Genomic DNA, 20,798 nt, shown 5'->3' with positions numbered 1-20,798 from the left:
CCCATCACGCGCCTTCGCTCGGGATCAGTCCTCGGCCTTCTTGGCGGCAGCCTTCTTGGCCGCCGGTTTCTTGGCCGTGGTCTTCTTGGCAGTGGTCTTCTTGGCAGTGGTCTTTTTCGCCGCGGTCTTCTTGGGAGCGGCCTTCTTCTTGCCACCCTTCTTGGCGGCCTTCTCGGCGATCAGTTCCAGCGCCTGCTCGAGCGTGGCATCGCCCGGCTCGGTCTCTTTCGGCAGCGTGGCGTTGATCTTCTCCCACTTCACATAGGGCCCGTAGCGCCCCTCGTAGACCGCGATCTTGCCGCCGTCCGGATGCTCGCCCAGATCCTTGAGAACCTTGGCAGCCCCGCCCCGGCCACGGCCCGGGTTGGCCCGCTTCTCGGCCAGAAGCTCCACCGCGTGGTTCATGCCGATCTCGAAAACCTCCTGGAATTCCTTGAGGTTGACATAGACCGGCTTCTCCTCGTCCGGGGCCTGGTGCATGATGTAGGGGCCAAAGCGGCCCAAGTTCGACTTGATCACCCCGCCATCGGGATGCATCCCGATCTCGCGCGGGAGCGTCAGCAGCGTCAGCGCCTTTTCCAGCGTCATGTCATCGGGCGCCCAGCCGGGCAGGAAATTGCCGCGCGCCTTGGGCAGCGAGGCCCGCGGCGGCTTCTTGTTCTCGGGCGTCGGCTCGCCGCGCTGGACATAGGGCCCGAACCGACCGGCCTTGAGCCAGATCTCGTCCTCGCCGTCGAGGCCCAACATCTTCTCCTCACCCTCGGCGCCCTCGCCCGCAATCGGGCGCGTGTAGGTGCATTCGGGATAGTTGCCGCAGCCGACGAAGCCGCCGGTGCGCGAGGTCTTCAGGTGCAGACGCCCCTGCCCGCATTTCGGGCAGATGCGCGGATCGGAGCCATCCTCGCGCGGCGGGTAGAGCTGCGGCGCCAGCGCTTCGTCGAGCACGTCGAGCACCTCGGAAATGCGCAGCTCGGAGGTTTCCGAGATCGCAGCCGAGAAATCGCGCCAGAACTTGCCCAGCAGCGCCTTGTAATCCATCTCGCCGGCCGAGACCTCGTCGAGCTCGTTCTCGAGCTCGGCGGTGAACTCGTAGCCGACATAGGTGCGGAAGAAGTTCAGCAGGAAGATGGTGACGATCCTGCCCTTGTCCTCAGGGATCAGGCGGTTCTGCTCCTTGCGGACATATTCGCGGTCCTGGATCGTGCCGATGACGCTGGCATAGGTCGAGGGCCGGCCGATGCCAAGCTCTTCCATCTTCTTGACCAGCGTTGCCTCGGTGTAGCGCGGCGGCGGCTGGGTGAAGCTCTGGGTGCCGAGCACCGCGTCATTGCCCGAGATCATCGCCGCGGGACCCGCCGCCGGGTCGGCCTTCTCAGAGGCCTTGGCATACTGGTCGCGCAGACCGGCCTTGGCAAAGTTCGCGGCCTCGCCCTGCATGATCTGCGGCAGGCGCTTGTCATCATCGTCGGCGACGTCGTCGCGGCCCTCTTCGTAGACCCGCAGGAAGCCGTCGAACAGCACCACCTGGCCTGTGGCGCGCAGCCCGACCTGGCCGTCGGGGCTGGCGATCTCGACGGTGGTACGCTCGAGCCGGGCGGCCTCCATCTGGCAGGCCAGCGTGCGCTTCCAGATCAGGTCGTAGAGCTTGCGCTGGTCGTCTTCGCGCAGCTTGAGGCTGGCGGCATCCTTGGTCATGTCGGTGGGGCGGATGCACTCGTGCGCTTCCTGCGCGTTCTTGGCCTTGTTCTTGTAGATCCGCGGGCTGCCCGGCACGTAATCCTTGCCGAAGCGGTCGGCGATGGCATCGCGGCAGGCCGCCGTCGCCTCGGGCGCCATGTCGATGCCGTCGGTCCGCATGTAGGTGATGTGGCCGGCCTCGTAGAGGCGCTGCGCCGCGCTCATGCAGGCCCGTGCGCCCATGCCGAACTTGCGGCTGGCTTCCTGCTGCAGGGTCGAGGTCATGAACGGGGCCGAGGGGTTGCGCGAACTGGGCTTGGCCTCGACGCTGGCGATCTCGAGCTTGCGCGAGGCCACCGCCTGCACCGCCATCTCGGCCTGGGTGGCGTTCTCGATATCGAACCGGTCGAGCTTCTTGCCCGCCAGCATGGTGAGGCGCGCCTCGTAATCCTGCCCCCGCGGCGTGCTGAGCAGCGCCTTGACCTGCCAGTATTCGCGCGGCTTGAAGGCCTCGATCTCCATCTCGCGCTCGACGATGAGGCGCAGGCAGACCGATTGCACGCGCCCGGCCGAGCGCGCGCCCGGCAGCTTGCGCCAGAGCACCGGCGAGAGGTTGAAGCCCACGAGGTAGTCGAGCGCGCGGCGGGCCAGATAGGCCTCGACCAGCGGCGCGTCGATCTCGCGCGGGTTCTGCATCGCCTCGGTGACGGCGGCCTTGGTGATGGCGTTGAAGGTCACCCGGCGGACATCGGTGTCCTTCTTGATCGAGCGGCGCTTGGTGAGCGCCTCCTTCAGGTGCCACGAGATCGCCTCGCCCTCGCGATCAGGGTCGGTTGCGAGGATCAGGGCGTTGTCGGATTTCAGCGCCTCGGCGATCGCGGCGACGTGTTTGCGGGAGTCGTTTCCGATCTCCCACTTCATCGAGAAGTCTTCCTCCGGGTCGACGGATCCGTCCTTCGGAGGCAGGTCGCGCACGTGGCCATAGGAGGCGAGAACGGTGTAGTCGGACCCCAGATACTTGTTGATTGTCTTGGCCTTGGCCGGGGATTCTACGACGACAACGGGCATGAAATGACCACCTTTCCTGGAAATACGTCCACAGGCTGAGCGCGGAGGGCGTATGGCGGCGGAAGATGTGGGGTGCAAGGGGGAAATGTCAATGCGGGGCCAGATGACGCGGGCTTGAGGTGCCGGTCTTTCAGCCCGATGTGCCACTCAGACGAGCGAGAGCAACCCTCCGGGCTGGCGCCGGATGCGGCCATCGATCTCGAGATCGGTGAGCGCCGGGGCGACCGCATCGGAGGGCGCGGCGAGATCGCGGATCAGCTGATCCTCGGCCAGTGGCGCGGGGCCGAGCCGGTCGAGGATCTGCCGGTGCAGCTGTGCGGTTTCCGCCAGCGAGCGGCTCTCGGGCGGGGGCGCGGGGATCACGGGCGCGCGGTCCGTGCGTCGCCTCGCCGCCTGCTGCGAGGTCGAAGCCGTCGGCTGCTCCAGCGGCAGGCTCTGCTGGCGCGTCTCGGGTTGCGGCAGCGGCCCCAGCGCCTCGGCCACGTCCTCGGCATGGCGGACCAGCCGCGCGCCGTCGCGGATCAGCATGTTGCAGCCGGCAGCGCGCGCGTCGAGCGGATGGCCGGGCACGGCCAGCACCTCGCGCCCCTGATCGAGGGCGCAGCGCGCGGTGATCAGCGAGCCGGACTTGGCCGCCGCCTCGACCACCACGATGGCTGCTGAAATGCCCGAGACGATGCGGTTGCGCGCCGGAAAGTGCCGCGCCTGCGGCTGCAGCCCCATCGCATGTTCGGAGACCAGCGCGCCACCGCGGGCGCGGATCTCTTCGCCGAGGCGGGTGTTCTCGGACGGGTAGAGGATATCGACCCCACCCGCCATCACCGCGACTGTGCCGGTGTCGAGCGCAGCCTCGTGCGCCGCCGCATCGACGCCGCGGGCCAGCCCCGAGATCACCACCCTCCCCTCGGCGCCCAGCCCCTGCGCCAGAGCGCGGGCCATGCGCGTGCCGAGCGACGAGGCGTTGCGCGCGCCCACCAGCGCCACCGCCGGACGCATCAGCGGTGCCGTATCGCCGGCCACCCAGAGAAACGGCGGCGGATCATCGATCTCTGCAAGAAGCGGCGGGTAGCCCGCCTCGCCCAGGCAGACCAGCCGGGCGCCATGTCGCCGCGCGGCGGCGATCTCGGCCTGCACCACGCCTTCGGGGCAGATGCTGTAATTCTCCACGCCCGCAGCGGCGGCCACTGCCGGCAGAGCCTCGAGCGCCGCGGCGGCCGAGCCATGCTCGGCCAACAGGCGCCAGTAGGTCGCAACGCCCACGCGGCGGGAGCGCAAGAGACGGAGCCGGTCGAACCGATCCTCTTCCGTGGTGGGTGGGAGTGGGGGGTGGAGTGGAAGATAAGCTGTTGCTGTCCTCGGTCATCTCGTGCCCCGTCTGCTTGCTGGGACAGGGTGTAGCGCACTCATCCTTAATCAGCGGTAAACCGAAAACCGATTTTCCCCGCCACGCACCTAACCGCGTCGATCAGCTGCCCGAACCGCCCACCGTGAGCCCGCCGATCATCACCGTGGGCTGGCCCACGCCGACGGGCACCCACTGGCCCTGCTTGCCGCAATTGCCCATGCCGGGATCGAGCGCCATGTCGTTGCCGAGTGCCCGGATGTGCTGCAGCGCGGTGGCGCCGTCGCCGATCAGCGTGGCGCCCTTCACCGGCGCGCCGACCTTGCCGTTCTTCACCCGGTAGGCCTCGGTGCAGGAGAACACGAACTTGCCGTTGGTGATGTCGACCTGACCGCCGCCGAATCCCACCGCCCAGATACCGTCCTGCAGGTCGGCGACGATGTCGGCCGGATCGGCCTCGCCGCCCAGCATGTAGGTGTTTGTCATACGCGGCATCGGCGCGTGGGCATAGCTCTCGCGGCGGCCGTTGCCGGTGGGTGCCACCCCCATCAGCCGGGCGTTCTGCCGGTCCTGCATGTAGCCCACCAGCACGCCGTCCTCGATCAGAACGTTCTTGGCCCCAGGCGTGCCCTCGTCATCGACGGTGATCGAGCCGCGCCGGTCCGGGATGGTGCCGTCATCCAGCACCGTGACCCCGGGCACCGCAACGCGCTGGCCCATGAGCCCCGCGAAGGCCGACGATCCCTTGCGGTTGAAATCCCCTTCGAGCCCGTGGCCCACCGCCTCGTGCAGCAGGATGCCCGGCCAGCCCGGCCCCAACACAATGTCCATGACGCCTGCAGGCGCCGCCTCGGCCTCGAGATTGACCAGCGCGATGCGCAGCGCCTCGCGCGCCTTGCCCTGCCACGAGTCCGGCGTCATCAGCCCGTCGAGCAGGAAGCGGCCACCACCCGAGGCGCTGCCTTGCTCGCGGCGGCCGTTCTCCTCGACGATGACGCTCACGGTGACGCGGGTCATCGGGCGGGTGTCGGTCACCAGCGAGCCGTCGGGGCGCAGGATCGCGACTTCCTGACAGCTCGCGGCAATGGTGGCGGTGACCTGCACCACGCGCGCATCGAGGCCGCGGGCATAGGCGTCGATCTCGCGCAGCGTGTCGACCTTGACCGGGAAGGACTGGCCGGCGATCGGATCGGCATCGGTATAGAGCGTGCGATTGGTGCCCGAGGGCGCCGGGGCGAGAACGCCGCCGCCATCGCCCACCGCCAACCGGGCGGTCTCGGCCGCGCGCTGGATGGCCGCTTCGGAAAGCTCGGTGGAATGGGCGTATCCGGTGACCTCGCCGTTCACCGCGCGCAGGCCGAATCCCTCCGAAGCATCGTAGCTCGCAGTCTTGATTCGCCCGTCATCCAGCACCAGCGCTTCGGCGCGGCGACGCTCGAGAAACAGCTCTCCGTCCTCGGCCCCTTCCAGCGCGGCGCGCAGTTGCACCAGGGACCGGTCGAGGTCAAGCGCTGTTTCAAAGGGGCGGAAGGGCAGTTCGGTCATGTTTTCCTCGTATTATTTGATCCAGATCAAAAAAGCGCCTTTTTGCCGCAAGCGACCTGGTTTATTTGATGCACGATCTGTGCTTTTTAAAGAGCGGAACAAGAGGGAGGAGGATTGTTCCAGGGCGCGACGCCCGGATTGCATCCTCCTGCGAACGAACAAGAACGACAACCGGATCAGGTGACACATGCGTAAGATTTCGATGCTGACGGGACTCATGTCCAGCCTTCTGGCCGCGCCCGCCATCGCCCAGGACCTGGAAGTGGTCGGCCGTCCGCAGCAGGGGGGCGTCGGTTTCCAGCCAGCCGCCACCGAGCTGGCGCGCGATCTGCAATGGCTCGACGGGATGCTTCTCGTCATCATCACGGCGATCTCTCTGTTCGTCGCGGGTCTTCTGGTTTACGCCTTCATCCGCTTCAACCGCCGCGCCAACCCGAACCCGGCAAGCTTCACCCACCACACCCCGATCGAGGTGGCATGGACCATCGGCCCGATCCTGATCCTCGTTGTGATCGGCGCGTTCTCGCTGCCGGTGCTGTTCAAGCAGCAGGAAATCCCCGAGGGCGACGTGGTCATCAAGGTGACCGGCTACCAGTGGTACTGGGGCTATGAGTATGTCGGCACCGATCTGGCCTATGACGGCTACATGATCGGCGCCCCCGCCACCGGCGGCGACAACCGTCTCAACGACGAGGTCGAGGCGCAACTGGTCGAGGCCGGCTACAGCCGCGAGGACTGGCTGCTCGCAACCGACACCTCCGTGGTCGTGCCCGTGGGCGCCACCGTGGTGATGCAGGTGACCGGCGCCGACGTGATCCACTCCTGGACCATCCCCGCCTTCGGCGTGAAGCAGGATGCCGTGCCGGGCCGCATCGCCGAGCTGTGGTTCAACGCCGAGCGCGAGGGCGTGTATTTCGGCCAGTGCTCCGAGCTCTGCGGCATCAGCCACGCCTACATGCCGATCACTGTGAAGGTGGTCAGCCAGGAAGCCTATGACGCCTGGTTCGCGGCGTCGCAGGAAGACGGCGGCTATGTCGACGTGCGCCAGTTCCTGGCCAACTCTTGATCCCATTGGCCGGCGCCCCGGAGGCGGGGCGCCGGTTTCCTGACTGACTGACCCAGCAAAGACCCAGATGACCGATCTCAGCACCAACAGCACTCTCGAGACCACGCAGCCCGGCGAGGCGCAGTTCGGCGACTATTTCGCCCTGCTGAAGCCCCGGGTGATGACGCTTGTCGTCTTTACCGCGCTGGTCGGTCTGCTGGCGGCGCCGGTCCCGGTGCATCCGTTCATCGGCTTCTGCGCCATCCTGTTCATCGCCGTTGGCGGCGGCGCCTCTGGCGCGCTGAACATGTGGTGGGATGCCGATATCGACCAGGTGATGAAGCGCACCGCCAAGCGCCCGATCCCCGCCGGCCGGGTCGAGCCGGGCGAGGCGCTGGGGCTGGGCCTCGCGCTTTCGGCCTTTTCCTGCGTCTTCCTCGGGCTCGCCACCAACTGGCTCGCCGGCGGCCTGCTGGCCTTCACGATCTTCTTCTACGTGGTGATCTACACCATGTGGCTGAAGCGCTCGACGCCGCAGAACATCGTCATCGGTGGCGCCGCCGGGGCCTTCCCCCCGATGATCGGCTGGGCCGCCGCGACCGGATCGGTCGGCATCGAGGCCGTGCTGATGTTCTGCCTGACCTTCATGTGGACCCCGCCGCACTTCTGGGCGCTGGCGCTGTTCATGCGCTCGGATTACGACGATGCCGGCGTGCCGATGCTGACCGTGACCCACGGCCGCCGCTCGACCCGCGTGCACATCCTCGTCTACACCGTGCTGCTCGCCGCGCTGGCCATCGGCACCGGCTTCACCTCGATCGGCGGGCCGGTCTACCTCGCCGTGGCGGTGGTGCTGAACGGGCTGTTCCTGAAGGGCGCGTGGGAGATCTTCCGCCGCGACGAGGACGCCTCCGAGGCGGACAACTTCAAGACCGAGAAAGCCTTCTTCAAGCTTTCCCTGCTCTATCTCTTCGCGCATTTCGGTGCCATCCTGCTCGAGGCCGGCCTCGCGCGGTTCGGCCTGGGAGGTTGGGCATGAGCATTTCCAAGCAACACGACCTGCACAAGCGCCGCTTTGGCCGCAATGTCGGCGTCGGCCTGCTGCTGGTGTCGTTCATCGTGATCGTCTTCGGCATGACCATGGTCAAGGTGACCGGCGGCGACATCTCAGGTGCGCTGCAAGGCGACAGGGGGGAGCAGGATGGCGGCTGACAACAAGAACAAGACCCTGCTGCAGCTTGTCGGCGTGGTGGTCTTCATGGGCGCAATGGCCTGGGCCTCGGTGCCGTTCTACAACTGGTTCTGCCGGGTCACCGGCTTTGGCGGCACCACCAACGTGGCCTCTGCCACGACCGGCACCGTTCTCGACCGCGAGATCAAGATCCGCTTCGACGGCTCCAAGGCGCGCGGCTTCCCGTGGGAGTTCAAGCCCGCGCAGACCGAGATGACGATGAAGATCGGCGAGGACGGGCTGGCCTTCTACGAGGCCTACAACCCCACCGACAAGCCGATTGCCGGTCAGGCGAGCTACAACGTCTACCCCTACGAGGCGGGCGGGTATTTCAACAAGATCGAGTGCTTCTGCTTCACCGAGCAGGTGCTGATGCCCGGCGAGCGGGTGCAGATGCCGGTGAACTTCTTCGTCGACCCCGAGATCGTCGATGATCCGGACGCCAAGCACATCAATCACATCACGCTCAGCTACACTTTCTACGAGATCGACCTGCCCGAAGGCGTGCAGGCCGCGCTCGATACCAACAACGCGGACGAAAAGTCCGTGAACTGAACGCCTATCCAACGAGGGAAACGAGATGGCGCACGCTAAGAACCACGACTACCACATTCTGAACCCCTCCGTCTGGCCCTTCGTGGCCTCCGTGGCGGCCTTCGTCATGCTGTTCGGAGCGGTGCTCTGGATGCACGGCAGCGGCCCCTGGATCTTCCTCGCGGGCTTCGTCGGCGTGCTCTACGTCATGTTCGGCTGGTGGTCCGACGTGATCGCGGAAAGCCGCGTGGGCGACCACACCCCGGTGGTGCAGATCGGCCTGAAATACGGCTTCATCCTGTTCATCATGTCCGAGGTGATGTTCTTCTTCGCCTGGTTCTGGTCGTTCTTCAAGCACGCCATGTACCCGATGGGCCCGAACTCGCCCGCGGTCGACGGCGTCTGGCCGCCCGCCGGCATCGAGACCTTCGACCCGTGGCACCTGCCGCTGATCAACACCATGATCCTGCTCTGCTCGGGCTGCGCCGCGACCTGGGCGCACCACGCCCTCGTGCACGAGAACAACCGTCAGGACATGAAGTGGGGCCTGATCATCGCCATCGTTCTGGGCGTGATCTTCTCGATCTTTCAGGCCTACGAATACAGCCACGCGGCCTTCGGCTTCTCGGGCAACATCTACGGCGCCAACTTCTTCATGGCGACCGGCTTCCACGGCGCGCACGTGATCATCGGCACGATCTTTCTGTTCGTCTGCCTGCTGCGCCTGATGAAGGGTGACTTCACCCCGACCAAGCATATCGGTTTCGAGGCCGCTGCATGGTACTGGCACTTCGTCGACGTGGTCTGGCTGTTCCTGTTCTGCGCCGTCTACGTCTGGGGCGGCTGAGCAACAGCTCTCACGCGATACGTTTCGGAAAGCGGGCCTTCGGGCCCGCTTTTCTTTTGCGCAACGCGCTCTCCCCTGCCCCGAGACACGAAAAAGGCCGGAGCGCCTCGCAGCGCCCCGGCCTCTCCCGGTTCCAAGGTCGGCCGATCAGGCCAGATCGACCCGCATCAGCCGCTGCGCCAGCACCTGGACCTCGTCGAGCCAGCGGGTCACCAGCTTCGGATCGGACGGCGCCGCCGAGACACCCGGCGCAATTTCGCGGTTCAGCACCGCCTCGATGGCCAGCGAGACGGGCACCGAGACCAGACGGCCCATGGCCAGTCCGCGCTCGTCGCCCCAGGCGTCCATCACCCAGGTCTTGTGCCAGACCGCCTCTCCATCCTTCTCGGCCTTCAGAGAGACGCAGAGCACCACGCGATCAGGCTCGCCCTCGTCATAGGCGTTCTCCGCCAGCAGGTCGTCGGCAAGCTTCGACAGCGCCGCGTCGTCCGCCGTCTCAACCGTGGCGAAGATGTCCTTCCACGCCTCGGCCCAGCCGTTCAGGCGCAGCGTGCCGCGCACGAAGTCCTTCACCTTCCAGCCGTCCTCGAAACCGTACTCTTCCATGAAGGGGATCGAGTCGCGGTTGGGGTAGACCTCGAAGGTCTCGGGCGGATCGAGCGGCGCGTCGTAGCGCCCGAGCGCGTCCCAGGGCCGCGACACGTTCAGCTCGGAAAACTGCTTGATCGAGCGCGACGGCGAGCGCAGCGCCTTCAGCACGCCCACCGGCGCCCAGGAGAACTTGTAGCGGAAGGCGTTGGCAATCTTCGGCACACCGCCGCAATAGCTCAGGAAGCTGAGCGCATTCTCGGGATCGAAGGCATCGGACTCGCGGTAGGCCCGCACAAGGTCATGCGCCATCAGGTGGTCGATGCCGGGATCAAGCCCGACCTCGTTGACCAGCGCCACGCCGGCGGCCTTGGCCGCGTCCTCGAGCGCCCGCATCTCCGGCGAGATGTAGCTCGACGAGACGAAATGCGCGCCCTTCGCGATGGCGATCTTGGCCAGCGGCACGTGCCAGTCCGCAGGCAGCATCGACACCACCACGTCGCCCGGCTGCACCGCCGCTTCCACTGCCTCGGGGGCGAAGGCAAGGATGCGGTTGGTCAGGTCGCCCACCGCCTCGCGCGCCTTGGTCTCGGTGCGGTTCCACACCATGACATCGTGGCCGTTCTCGATCAGGCGCCGTAGCCCCGGCACCGCCGAGAGCCCCGTTCCACACCAGTGAATCATGCTCATGCCTCCGGTTTGTAAGTGTTGAAAGTGTCTTCCGCCCGCCCCCAGACGCCCGCATCGAGGGCGCCCAGCTGCTTCAGCCAGGGCAGGAGTTGCCCGGCGAAGTCGTGGCTGCTTTCAAGCGGCAGCAGCGACGGAAGGTTGTCGATCGCCATGACGTCAAGCGCCGGCGTGTCGTGCACGCGCAGCACCGGCGCCTCCCAGCTGGTCGCCCGGTCATAGACCTTCACGGGCGAGAAATCGCTGTCGGGATCGCAGGCGATATCGCCGATCACCGCGAGCTTGCGCGGATCCGTGGGCGCCGAGGCCGGCACGAAGACCGGCGTGCCCGGGCGCGCGAGGATACAGTTGAGGAACAGCGCGTGGTCGAGCACCTCCGGGAATGGCCCGCCATGGGCGGTCTCGGCCATGTCCCAGCGGGTGACGGCGACACCCATCTTCTCGCAGAGATCGCTCGCCCCGGTGCCGACGCGCCCCAGCGCACCGATGACGATGGCGCGCGGTCGCGCCGCACCGGCCTCGGCGAGCGCCGCCGACAGCTCGGCCTCCATCGCCTCGGCATCGCCCCAGGTCGAAACCGGCGCACAGACCGCCCCGCCCTGCTGCGCCGCCCAGGCATAGAGCGAGACGGCAGCGCCGGCATAGCCGGCCCAGTAGCCGAAGGCGGCCACGCGGCGCCCGTCGGGGTCGACGAGATATTCCAGGTCGTAGAGCGTGCCGCCGCCCGCCGCGAAGCGTTGCAGCAGCACCTGGCCCGCCGGCTGCCCCTTGTAGGCGTGGCCGAACATGATGTGGCGGTGCTTCAGCGGCGTGCCATCCTCCGGCAGTTCCTTGAGACCGAAGACCAGGGCGTCGTCGGGCGCCTCAGGCCAGCTGCCTTCGGATGCGATCTCGGCCCCGGCCTCACGATAGGCTTGGGTGGGAATGATCCGCGTGGCGCTGTCCTCGACCGTGACGCGCATGCCCTGCGCGATCAGCGCGGCTGCGCCGTCGGGGGTGATCCCGACCCGCTCCTCGTTCGGGCGCTGTTCCGCGCGCACCCAAAGATGTGTCATGTGTCTGCTCCGTCCGTTTGCGCGCAAGCTATCCCAGCCGGCCCTTGAGCGAAAGCCGGGGCTCAGAGATGGGTGCGCGCGTAGGCCCGGCCCGGCGCCTCGAGATGCGGCACGGCGTTGAACTGGGTCAGCGCCAGCCCGGTGGCCAGCGGCTGGAAGCGGTGCACCGAGCTGTTCTCGATGGCGAGGCAGGCATGCGCCAGTGCGCCCATGCCCAGCCCCATGGTGACCCGCATCGCCATGCCGATGAGGCCGCCGGAGGTCACCACCACCGCGCGCCCCTCGCCGCACGCGATCTCGTGTAGCGCCTCCCCGACCCGGCTCTCGAAGCTCTCGAAGCTCTCCGGCGCGCCCTCGAGCCCGCCCTCGCGCCAGATGGTGAAGAGCCGCGGCAGGTGCAGGATAAAGGCCTCCCGGCTCTCGGGCATCGCCACGCCGTGCTGCTCGGCGCAGAGCTGCGCCATGGTGAAATACTCAAGCTCGTTGAGCCGGGCATCGGCCACCACCTCGAGCCCCAGCGCCATCTCCTCGGCGGTCTCCCGATGCCGGGTCAGCGTCCCGCGATAGGCGCGGGCAAAGCGCTCACCGGTGCCGCGCATATGCTCTCCGAGCCAACGCGCCTGCTGCCGCCCGAGATCGCTGAGCCGATCATAGGAGCGCTCGTCGCGCGCGGCGGTGTTGGCCTGGCCGTGGCGCACAAGCGTGACATGGGACATCGGTCACCTTCCTTTCCAGCACCTCTTACGGCCCCCCGCCGGGAATGGAAACCCGCCCGCCCAACGCACAACGCGAGCACGATGGCACCAGCCCCCTGCTTCTCTACATCCCAAATACTCAGGAAAGGCCATATGCCACGGATCGCATGCCCCGGCAGGCGGGAAGACGGCACCAAAGGCTCCCGCCGCCCCGTTCCGCCGCAGGCGGGGCGGGGCTCGACCTGTGCCGCGTTAGCGGCTCATTCAGCGACCGGCACGTGGTACGGTGTCAGGCGGCGCCACCCTTGTTGCGCTCGATCCAGCCGCGCATTTCCTCGGCCTCGTGACGCGCCTCGCGCAGGCCTTCCATGGCCGCCGAGAGCTCCGCCTCGGTCTGCGCCAGCTGGTTGGTCAGCTCCGCCTCGCGCTGCTGCAGGTAGGTGATGGCCTGGTCGCGCGTCTCCTCGGCCTCGTGCAGCTCCTGGCTCATGCGCTCGAGCTGGTCGACATCCGACTGGCTCACCCGCTTGAACCGATGCACGAGCCAGTTGGCGAACCAGCCCATGCAGAAGGCCACGAAGAGGATGATCGCCGTGGCGATCACGAATTCGGCCCTGTTCATTCACCCGTCCCTTGTTCCGCCTCTGGGACTTCCGTATCGCCTTCCGCGGCCGCTTCTTCAAGCTCTTCCAGCGCGGTCTTTTCCTCTTCCACCGGTTCCGGCCGGATCAGGCGGAAAGCGATGCGGCGGTTGGCCTCGCGGCCTTCCTCGGTGCCGTTGTCGGCGATGGGCTGCATCTCGCCATAGCCCTTCACCCGGTAGGAGGCGGTCAGCACCCGGCGGTTGCGCAGCGCGTCGAGCACCGCCTGCGCGCGGTCCTGGCTGAGCTGCTCGTTCATCGATTCGCGGCCTTGGCTGTCGGTGTGGCCCTGGATCTCGAGCGGGATGTCGCCGCAGAGCTTCAGCAGCTCGGCGATGTCGTCCATCACGTCCTTGGCGGAAGCGTCGAGATTGGCCGAGCCCGGCTCGAAGTTGATCTTTCGGTCGCCGATGATCTCGACGATCTGCGCCTCGCATTCCTCCGGCGTCGGGATGCCCAGCGTCGGGTCCAGCTTCTCCTGGTAGGTGACGCTGATCTCGAACTCGCCGGCCTCGCCAAGCTTGTCCGCCAGCAGGCCCGAGATCTCGTCCTCGGCATCGGGGTTGCCGGTGTTGCCCGAGAGGCTGACCAGATCCGGGGTCACGCGCACCACGCCATTTGACAGGCCCCCCAGCGCCTCGAGCCCGGCCAGCACCCGCGGCGACCAGTTCGCCGGGAGGGTCTCGTCGACGCGCGCGGCGGTGTAGACCGAGGCCGAAGTAAAGAGCGCGCGGGCGAGGCTGTCGGCGGTCTGGCGGGCGATCTCCGAGCGCACCCGGCCGCGCAGTTGCACCGAGCCCTCGGGGCTCAGCGTCGCGGTGAACTCGCGCGGGCCCTCGTCCTTGGCGTCCGGCGTCTCGGGCAGCACGGCCTTCAGCGCGAAGACCTCCGGCAGGCCGGTCTCGAGCTCGCCCACGACGCGGTCGAACAGACCCTGATCGGTGCCTTCGAGCGCCAGCAGCGCGATGTCGGCATTGGAGAAGGTGACCGAGCCGCCACCGAGTTCGCTGACTGCCGAAATCGCCTGCACCGCCGCGTCGGCCCAACGCCGGCTCGGTACGCCGAGGCCGAGGCGGCAGGTTTCGTCCTCGGTGGCACCGGCAGCTTGGGCGGCGGCAAGGATGGCATCCCGGCTGGCCTCGGTATCGGCGGAGCAGGCATCGAAATGCGCGCGGCCGGTCTCGTCGATCAGGAAGCGCAGGGTGAAGGGCGTGATCACAGGGCGGGGCGCCGACAGATCCAGCGCCAGTTCGAGCCCCTCCGGCGCACGGCGCTCGAGGTTGGAAAGCAGCTTGCGGCGGTCCGCCTCGCTTTCGGTCATCGCCTTGATCGCCACCGCCTCGGCCGAGATCGAGAGCTTGGACCGCGGCAGATCCGAGAGCGACCGCAGCGCGAAGGACAGCGCCGGCTCCCAGCCGTCCGGGGCGGGGAAGTCGGCAACCTCGAGCAGGTCCGCCACCTCGCCGTCGCGGCCGGCGATGTCCTCGAAACGCGACAGCATGTCCTCGCGGTCGGTGCTGGCCGGGATCAGGCCGATCACCGAGATGCCGTCATCGTTGCGCAGGATCTCGACCGAGAAGGCCGGCGGGCGGATATCGGCGGCCTCGGCCACCAGCATCTGGTCGATGACCCGGGCCGAATCGACCACCGTTCCGGCCACCGTCACCGCCTGGAAGCGCGCCGCCTCGTCCGGGGCCTCGCCGATCAAGAAGACCTGCAGACCGTTCACATCGACATCGGCCCAGTCGAGCTCGGCGATGTCGAGCGCCTCCTCGACACCGGAGATCGAGCTGTCCTCGACCAGCCTGACGGAAAAGAACGCGGTGATGACGCAGAGCGCCGCAGCGATCAGCAGAGCGGCGGCTGGGATGGCGATTCTGGAGAGGCGCATCGGCCTTCCTTCCTTTTTATTGGTCTTCTTGTCGGTCTGGCGGAGGTGATACGCCCCGCCCCCTGCTCACGCAATCAAGCCAGCAGGGCAACGGCGAAAAACAGCACAGGCAGAAGGCCTGCATCGCGGTTCGAACGGAACAGCATCAGCAGCCGGTCATGGTCGTTCACCTCGAGCCGGCGCATCTGCCAGAGCATGTGCCAGCCCATCGCCCACGGCCCGCCGATCAGGATCACCAGCTGCAGGATCTCGCCGCGCGGCACCGCCGCGACGATGGCGAGCCCCATCAGCGAGACGCTGACCACCAGAAAGCCCGCCAGCCATTTCGGAGTGGCGGCGTCGCCGAACAGGCGGGCGGTGGATTTCACCCCGATCAGCGCGTCGTCTTCCTTGTCCTGGTGGGCGTAGATGGTGTCGTAGAACAGCGTCCAGGCCATGCCGGCCAAGTAGAGCAGCACCGCCGGCCAGCCAAGACTCCCGGAATGTGCCGTCCAGGCCAGCAGCGCGCCCCAGTTGAAGGCGATGCCGAGGAAGATCTGCGGCCACCACGTGAAGCGCTTGGCGAAGGGGTAGATCGCCACCGGTGCCAGCGACAGAACGCCAAGCGCGATGGCCATGGGCGGGAAGGTCACGAGAATGCCGAAGGAGACCAGCGACTGGATCACCGCCCAGGCCAGCGCCTGCTTGGTGCTGACCTGCCCGGAGGGAATCGGCCGCGACGCGGTGCGCGCCACCGAGCCGTCGATCTTGCGGTCGGTGATGTCGTTCCAGGTGCAGCCGGCGCCACGCATCAGGAAGGCGCCGATGCCGCAGCCGGCAAAGATCCACAGGTCGAACAGCGAGGCCCGCCCGTCATGGACCATCGACAGCAAGAGCCCCCACCAGCAGGGCAGCAGCAGCAGCCAGGTGCCGATGGGACGGTCGGCGCGCGACAGCCGCAGGTAGGGCCGGCTCCAGGCCGGGGCGTAGTGATCCACCCAGTTGCCGCGCACGGCGTCGGAGACCTGTCCGTCTGCCTCTGGCGTTGGTTCCGGTTGGCTCATATGGTGCGCCTCATGACTGCGAAGGTTCGCCTGTTTGTAGAGCACCCGCTGGGCGCGGGACAACCTGTCCCGCTGACACGGGAGCAGGCTCACTATCTTTTTTCCGTGATGCGCATGGCCACGGGCGGAGAGATTCTTCTGTTCAATGGCCACGATGGCGAATGGCGGGCCGAGATCACCGAGGCCGGCAAGAAGGCCGGGACCGCGGTCTGCGACACGCAGACGCGGGCGCAGGCAATGCCGCCGGACCTGTGGCTGCTCTTCGCGCCGATCAAGAAGGCGCGGACCGATTTCATCGTCGAGAAGGCGGTGGAGCTCGGGGTGCGGCGTATCCTGCCGGTGCAAACCCAGTTCACCAATTCCGAGCGCATCCGACAGGACCGGCTGCAGGCGCATGCGCTCGAGGCGGCGGAGCAATGCGGCGCGCTTTTCGTGCCGGAGGTGGCGGAACTGGTGCGGCTCGACCGGCTGCTCGCGGACTGGCCTGACGAGCGCGGGTTGCTGTTCTGCGACGAGGCGGAGGCGGGCAGCCGCGCCGGAGCCCTTGCGAGCGCCCCTGCCCCTTCTGCGGTCCTGATCGGACCGGAGGGCGGGTTCTCGGATGCAGAGCGCACGCGTCTTGGTCGCATGGAACAGACCCGCGTCATCGCCCTTGGTCCGCGCATCCTGCGCGCCGACACGGCGGCGGTGGCGGCGCTGACGCTGTGGCAGTCGCAGAGCGGGGACTGGGCATGATCCGGCCCGAGGCGAAGGCGGCGCTGTCACAATGGCGCGAGGCGCTGGTGGGGCTCGGCGTGCTGGCATTGGGAGTCTACTGGGGATTCTTCACCGGTGGCGGGCTGCTGCACTGGATCGGCTACGCGGTGGCGCTGGCCGGGGTGCTGCTGATCGTCGCGGGGATCCAGCGCGGCCGCTTCCGCATTGGCAGCGGCGGCCCCGGCATCGTGCAAGTGCTTGAGGGGCGCATCACCTATTTCGGCCCCTTGTCCGGCGGCGTCGCGGACCTTGATGCGCTGAGCGCGCTGAGCCTCGACCCGACCGGCAAGCCGCCGCACTGGATGCTGCACCAGCCCGGACAGGAGCCGCTCGCCATCCCGCTCAACGCCGAAGGCGCCGACGCGCTGTTCGACGCCTTCGCCACCCTGCCCGGCCTGCAGACCGAGCGGATGCTGGCCGAGATGCGCCGCGACGGCACCCGTCCGGTGGAGATCTGGCGCAAGGCTTCGTGCAAATCCACACACCTCCGTCTGCATTGACAAGCCAGGGCGCAGCGCCCATGCCTGACCTTCAAAGCGATACGGCCAGACAATTCGGAGCGCCCTCATGTCCATTCCCCAATCCGGCGGCGGCCCGATCGAGAGCCACGCACAGCTCGCGGAATATCTCGAGGCCGGCTGCAAGCCCGTCGAGGACTGGCGTATCGGCACCGAGCACGAGAAATTCGGCTACCTCACCGACACCCACGAGCCCCTGCCCTACGACGGCAAACGCTCGATCCGCGCGGTGCTGGAAGGCCTGCGCGACCGCTATGGCTGGGACCCGGTCGAGGAGGGCGGCAAGCTCATCGGGCTGACCAAGGACGGCGCCAATGTCTCGCTCGAGCCGGGCGGCGCGCTGGAACTCTCGGGCGCCCCGCTCGAGACCATCCACCAGACCTGCGACGAGGTGAACGAGCATCTGCGCGAGGTGAAGAGCATCGCCGACGAGATCGGCGTGGGCTTCATCGGCCTCGGTGCGGCGCCGGAATGGATGCATGACGAGATGCCGCTCATGCCCAAGGGGCGCTACAAGCTGATGGACGCCTACATGGACCGGGTCGGCATCAGCGGCACCACCATGATGCGGCGGACCTGCACCGTGCAGGTGAACCTCGATTTCGGCTCCGAGGCCGACATGATCAAGAAGATGCGCGTGGCGCTGGCGCTGCAGCCGGTCGCCACTGCGCTGTTCGCCAACTCGCCGTTCTTCGAGGGCAAGCCCAACGGCATGAAGAGCTACCGCTCCTGGGTCTGGCGCAACCTCGACGAGGACCGCACCGGCATGCTGCCCTTTGTGTTCGAGGACGGGTTCGGGTTTGAACGCTATGTCGATTACGCGCTCGATGTGCCGATGTACTTCGTCTACCGCGACGGCAAGTACATCGACGCGCTCGGCATGTCGTTCCGCGACTTCATGCAAGGCAAGCTCCCAGCGCTGCCCGGCGAGGTGCCGACGCTGTCGGACTGGGCCGACCACCTGACAACGATCTTCCCCGAAGCGCGTCTGAAGAAATTCATCGAGATGCGTGGCGCCGATGGCGGCCCCTGGCGCAGGCTCTGCGCGCTGCCCGCCTTCTGGGTCGGTCTGACCTACGATGCCGGCGCGCTCGACGCGGCCTGGGACCTGGTGAAGGGCTGGGATGCCCCGACCCGGCAGGCGCTGCGCGTCGCCGCCGCCGATCATGCGCTCGACGCCGAGGTTGGCGGTATCCGGATGCACGATCTCGCGGCGCGCACGCTCGAGATCGCCGAGGCCGGGCTCAAGGCGCGCGCCTGCACCGGCGCTGGCGGCATGCTGCCCGACGAGACCCATTTCCTGAACGCGCTGAAGGAGAGCGTCGAGACCGGCAAGGTGCCGGCAGACGAGCTTCTCGAGCATTACAACGGCGACTGGAAGGGCGATCTGGGCCGGATCTATTCGCAGTTCAGCTACTGATCATCGCAACACGGTCTTGCGAAGGGCGGTCCCGCGGGGCCGCCCTTTTTTGCGGCACACCCGCCCTAGGACGCAGTGCGGCGCGAGACGTTGCGCAGGAAGTACTCGTGCACCTCTTGCTTGCGGCGGGCGACCTCTTCCGGCGACGGCTCGGCCTCGGACTGCAGCAGCAGCGCGTAGGAATCGAGCGCGCTGGCCTTGTGGTCGCGGGCGCGCGGCGCGCCGCTGTCGCTTGATGGGCCACGCGGCTGGCCCCAGGCATTCTCGCGGTCCTGAGAGGGCAGCAGCATCAGGATCAGGAAGACAATCCCGCCCACCATCGGCACGAACATGACGAGCATCCAGGCGCCGGACTTGCCACTGTCATGCAGGCGGCGGATCGCCACGGTGAAATTCGGGATCATGCAAAGCAGGAAGAGCGGGACGCTCCAGTAAGCCAGCGGGCTCAGCGGCGGCATGCCGCCATCCTGCGTGGCCGCGACAAGCGTCATCGCATCCGCGACCCCGGCAAGGATCAACAGCAGCGTATAGGCAAGCGCGGGCCAAACGTATTCCGAGCGCGTCGCACGCCCGTTCAGACGAAAAGCATTGAAAACATAGGATTCGAGAGCGGAGATCGGTCCGACCATGCCATTGGCTCCATAGCGGAAAACGCACATTCCCGGAGCTTCGCCTTCATCGGAGGCCGAAATGTGGCAAGATCGGGAGTTTTTTCGCGCTATGCGTGTGCGGTATACACCAACCCGTTCGGGGGCTGGCGCAGGCTGCAAGCGATGGATTTTCCGGGAGGAGGAAGTGCCTCGGCGCCACGCACTGGGTGGGGGCTGAAACGACGTGACGCCGAGGGAAGCCTTTAGCAGCTACACTCCCTGTATCGCGGCTCATTCGGGCGGAAATATGATCGCTTGAAGGAATTGAGGTGGCCGGGCCACATTGCGCTGCCGCCAGTCCCGAAGACGCTGCGCCACGCGCAGACGGCCGCACGGGCATGGGCTCCGGCGGCGAGATCGGACAGGGGTTTAGGGAAGACGTTGCTGAGATTGAAAGACCTCGACGCCACGCACTGGGTGGGGGCTGAAACGGCGCGGCGCCGAGGGAAGCCTTAAGCAGCTACCCTCTCTGTATCGCCGGCATTTCAGGCACCAATGAGATCGGATCTGGGCGCTTTCATGAAGATCCTCGCTGATCTGCACCGTCCCGCAACTGCGTATGGCCGAGGCGCAACTCGAGCCTGTTCCAGCCATCGGTGCGATCATAGCAGACAGCGTCCGCCAGCCGGTGAATCAGGTGCCAGCCATACCCTCCCTCTGGCAGGTCGTCCGGCCTTGCGCTCGGGCGGATCAGCCCCGCCGGCGGCTCTCCGCATGGCATCTCGGCGCCGTGATCGCACAGTCGCAGCACCGCTGTTTCGCCATTCGCAAGGATCTGCAGATGGAGCCGCCCGTTCGCCTGCTCCGCATAGGCGTGCTCGACCACGTTGTTGAGCGCCTCGGCAAGAACAAGCTCGGCCTCATCGCCGCGGTCCCGGTCGAAGCCGACCGCGCAGAGCGCCTGCTTGGCCTGCCCCAGGCTGCGGCGCACCTCGACGGAGGTCGCGCCTATCCAGAGATCGAGAATGAGCGGCGGGTCAGGGTCATGCGCCTCCACCATGGGCCCTCGCTCCCGGCGGCCCGTTCAGGCCGGCCCGGCTTCGCCAAGCGGCGGAACCACCTCGTGAATGGTAAAGACGCTGTCCATCCGGGTCATGCGGAACACCTTGTCGACCACCGGGCTGAGGGCGGCGAGTTCCAGCCTCTGCCCCGCGCCAAGCCCCTTCATGGCGGCGATCACCGCGCCGAGGCCGCTGGAATCGATGAAGGCCACGCGCTCGAGATCGAGGATCACCCGGCTTGCTTCGGGATCGACCAGGGCGCGCACCGCGTCCTTGAACTGGATCGCCACCAGCGAATCGATGCGGTCTTCGTCGACGCGGATCACCTGCACCCGTTCCGGCGCGGTCGCGGGCGCCCCCTGCCCGGCAACGCCTCTGTCGCGCGCCGCATCGCGGCTGACATGGTCGGAACCGGCATCGGGGCCGGCGCGATCCGTCGCCGCGCCACAGTGTGGCGGGATCACTTCGTTCTGAACAACGGTCAGCTGCATCTTCCGCCCTTGCAACGGTTTCCGCCGCCATGGCTAGACGGCAATCCTTAGCATTCGGTAAGGATATGCAGGA

The 20,798-nt window shown here is 67.2% G+C and carries 20 protein-coding genes; 8 read left to right on the top strand and 12 right to left on the bottom strand.

From position 1 onward, the window contains the following. Positions 1-24 precede the first annotated feature (24 nt). From topA to tldD, 3 genes are all read right to left on the bottom strand, one after another. A complete protein-coding gene (gene topA, locus R2601_RS09990; RefSeq protein WP_007797415.1) occupies positions 25-2,745 on the bottom strand; it encodes a type I DNA topoisomerase in 2,721 nt (906 codons plus the stop codon). Positions 2,746-2,892: 147 nt separating this feature from the next. After that, complete coding sequence (gene dprA, locus R2601_RS09985) at positions 2,893-4,020, bottom strand: DNA-processing protein DprA (RefSeq protein WP_007797413.1); 1,128 nt, start codon at positions 4,018-4,020, stop codon at positions 2,893-2,895. 190 nt (positions 4,021-4,210) lie between these two features. Beyond that, complete coding sequence (gene tldD, locus R2601_RS09980; RefSeq protein ID WP_007797411.1) at positions 4,211-5,632, bottom strand: metalloprotease TldD; 1,422 nt, start codon at positions 5,630-5,632, stop codon at positions 4,211-4,213. A gap of 187 nt (positions 5,633-5,819) precedes the next feature. Here tldD and coxB point away from each other — a divergent pair, with 187 nt between their 5' ends. From coxB to R2601_RS09960, 5 genes are all read left to right on the top strand, one after another. After that, a complete protein-coding gene (gene coxB, locus R2601_RS09975) occupies positions 5,820-6,698 on the top strand; it encodes a cytochrome c oxidase subunit II (protein WP_040544568.1) in 879 nt (292 codons plus the stop codon). Positions 6,699-6,765: 67 nt separating this feature from the next. Continuing rightward, on the top strand, positions 6,766-7,716 hold the full coding sequence (cyoE, locus tag R2601_RS09970; RefSeq protein ID WP_007797408.1) for a heme o synthase: 951 nt from the start codon (positions 6,766-6,768) through the stop codon (positions 7,714-7,716). Then, entirely contained in the window at positions 7,713-7,889 is a 177-nt protein-coding gene (locus R2601_RS26955) for a cytochrome c oxidase system small membrane protein (protein WP_007797406.1), read from the top strand. Before cyoE ends, R2601_RS26955 begins: the two co-directional genes overlap by 4 nt. Beyond that, positions 7,879-8,463 (top strand): cytochrome c oxidase assembly protein, encoded by a 585-nt coding sequence (locus tag R2601_RS09965; RefSeq protein WP_007797404.1) that lies wholly within the window; start codon positions 7,879-7,881, stop codon positions 8,461-8,463. Before R2601_RS26955 ends, R2601_RS09965 begins: the two co-directional genes overlap by 11 nt. Before the next feature lie 25 nt (positions 8,464-8,488). Beyond that, a complete protein-coding gene (locus tag R2601_RS09960; RefSeq protein WP_007797401.1) occupies positions 8,489-9,289 on the top strand; it encodes a cytochrome c oxidase subunit 3 in 801 nt (266 codons plus the stop codon). A 147-nt stretch (positions 9,290-9,436) separates the two neighbouring features. Here the strand turns inward: R2601_RS09960 and R2601_RS09955 are convergent, their stop codons facing one another. The 6 genes from R2601_RS09955 to ubiA form a co-directional block, all read right to left on the bottom strand. After that, positions 9,437-10,567, bottom strand: coding sequence for a saccharopine dehydrogenase family protein (locus R2601_RS09955; RefSeq protein ID WP_007797399.1), 1,131 nt, complete (start codon positions 10,565-10,567; stop codon positions 9,437-9,439). Beyond that, positions 10,564-11,619, bottom strand: coding sequence for a saccharopine dehydrogenase (locus tag R2601_RS09950; RefSeq protein WP_007797396.1), 1,056 nt, complete (start codon positions 11,617-11,619; stop codon positions 10,564-10,566). Before R2601_RS09950 ends, R2601_RS09955 begins: the two co-directional genes overlap by 4 nt. A gap of 62 nt (positions 11,620-11,681) precedes the next feature. Then, entirely contained in the window at positions 11,682-12,335 is a 654-nt protein-coding gene (locus R2601_RS09945) for a histidine phosphatase family protein (RefSeq protein ID WP_007797393.1), read from the bottom strand. Positions 12,336-12,603: 268 nt separating this feature from the next. Further along, positions 12,604-12,936, bottom strand: a complete 333-nt coding sequence (locus R2601_RS09940) for a hypothetical protein (protein WP_007797390.1) — start codon at positions 12,934-12,936, stop codon at positions 12,604-12,606. After that, on the bottom strand, positions 12,933-14,846 hold the full coding sequence (locus R2601_RS09935; protein WP_007797388.1) for an OmpA family protein: 1,914 nt from the start codon (positions 14,844-14,846) through the stop codon (positions 12,933-12,935). The genes R2601_RS09940 and R2601_RS09935 overlap by 4 nt, the downstream gene beginning before the upstream one ends. A 74-nt stretch (positions 14,847-14,920) precedes the next feature. Next, on the bottom strand, positions 14,921-15,889 hold the full coding sequence (gene ubiA / locus R2601_RS09930; protein WP_040544562.1) for a 4-hydroxybenzoate octaprenyltransferase: 969 nt from the start codon (positions 15,887-15,889) through the stop codon (positions 14,921-14,923). 12 nt (positions 15,890-15,901) lie between these two features. Between ubiA and R2601_RS09925 the strand changes: the two genes are divergently transcribed. The 3 genes from R2601_RS09925 to R2601_RS09915 all read left to right on the top strand — a co-directional run bounded on the left by R2601_RS09925 (position 15,902) and on the right by R2601_RS09915 (position 18,583). Continuing rightward, positions 15,902-16,624, top strand: a complete 723-nt coding sequence (locus R2601_RS09925; protein ID WP_040545290.1) for a 16S rRNA (uracil(1498)-N(3))-methyltransferase — start codon at positions 15,902-15,904, stop codon at positions 16,622-16,624. After that, on the top strand, positions 16,621-17,145 hold the full coding sequence (locus R2601_RS09920; protein ID WP_007797380.1) for a hypothetical protein: 525 nt from the start codon (positions 16,621-16,623) through the stop codon (positions 17,143-17,145). The genes R2601_RS09925 and R2601_RS09920 overlap by 4 nt, the downstream gene beginning before the upstream one ends. Positions 17,146-17,212: 67 nt before the next feature. Continuing rightward, a complete protein-coding gene (locus R2601_RS09915) occupies positions 17,213-18,583 on the top strand; it encodes a glutamate--cysteine ligase (protein WP_007797378.1) in 1,371 nt (456 codons plus the stop codon). Positions 18,584-18,648: 65 nt separating this feature from the next. Here R2601_RS09915 and R2601_RS09910 read toward each other — a convergent pair whose 3' ends face one another. The 3 genes from R2601_RS09910 to R2601_RS09900 form a co-directional block, all read right to left on the bottom strand. Then, the gene (locus tag R2601_RS09910) at positions 18,649-19,212 is read right to left on the bottom strand and encodes a DUF805 domain-containing protein (protein ID WP_110740066.1); all 564 of its coding nucleotides are present in this window, start codon (positions 19,210-19,212) and stop codon (positions 18,649-18,651) included. A 538-nt stretch (positions 19,213-19,750) separates the two neighbouring features. Continuing rightward, positions 19,751-20,233, bottom strand: a complete 483-nt coding sequence (locus R2601_RS09905; protein WP_007797372.1) for an ATP-binding protein — start codon at positions 20,231-20,233, stop codon at positions 19,751-19,753. A 24-nt stretch (positions 20,234-20,257) separates the two neighbouring features. After that, a complete protein-coding gene (locus tag R2601_RS09900) occupies positions 20,258-20,566 on the bottom strand; it encodes an STAS domain-containing protein (protein ID WP_040545288.1) in 309 nt (102 codons plus the stop codon). Positions 20,567-20,798 lie beyond the last annotated feature (232 nt).

This window comes from Salipiger bermudensis HTCC2601, assembly GCF_000153725.1.
In the GTDB taxonomy this organism is placed as follows: domain Bacteria; phylum Pseudomonadota; class Alphaproteobacteria; order Rhodobacterales; family Rhodobacteraceae; genus Salipiger; species Salipiger bermudensis.
Note: the sequence above shows the minus strand (reverse complement) of the source record. Positions and strands in the feature narration are given on the sequence as shown.